Genomic DNA, 380 nt, shown 5'->3' on the forward strand with positions numbered 1-380 from the left:
TAAATGATCCTTCGCAAGTTCCTGCGATTACAGTGTCTGTATAGGTCGCGTCTAGTGTTGCAGAACAGTTATCTGCTTCGTCTGTAACATCTCCTGTAATGTTTACTCCAGCATCGTAGTTACATGATGCATCTGTAAATATCTCAATATCTGCAGGTGCAGTAAATGTTGGTGCGATATTATCGGACACCGTGATGGTTTGCGTTTGTTCTGGCGCAGTGTTACCACAGCTATCTGTTAATGTCCATGTTCTGGTGATTACGAATGATCCTTCGCAAGTTCCAGCGACTATAGTGTCTGTGTAGGTAGCGTCTAGGGTTGTAGAACAGTTATCTGCTTCGTCTGTAACATCTCCTGTAATGTTTACTCCAGCATCGTAG

Annotated in this window: 1 pseudogene; it reads right to left on the reverse strand. The window is 43.4% G+C overall.

Annotation, left to right across the window (positions count from 1 at the left end):
- Positions 1–380, reverse strand: a pseudogene (locus ACVC2P_RS06470) (gliding motility-associated C-terminal domain-containing protein); the annotation flags it as partial.

The sequence above is a fragment of the Pontimicrobium sp. MEBiC01747 genome, assembly GCF_053601635.1.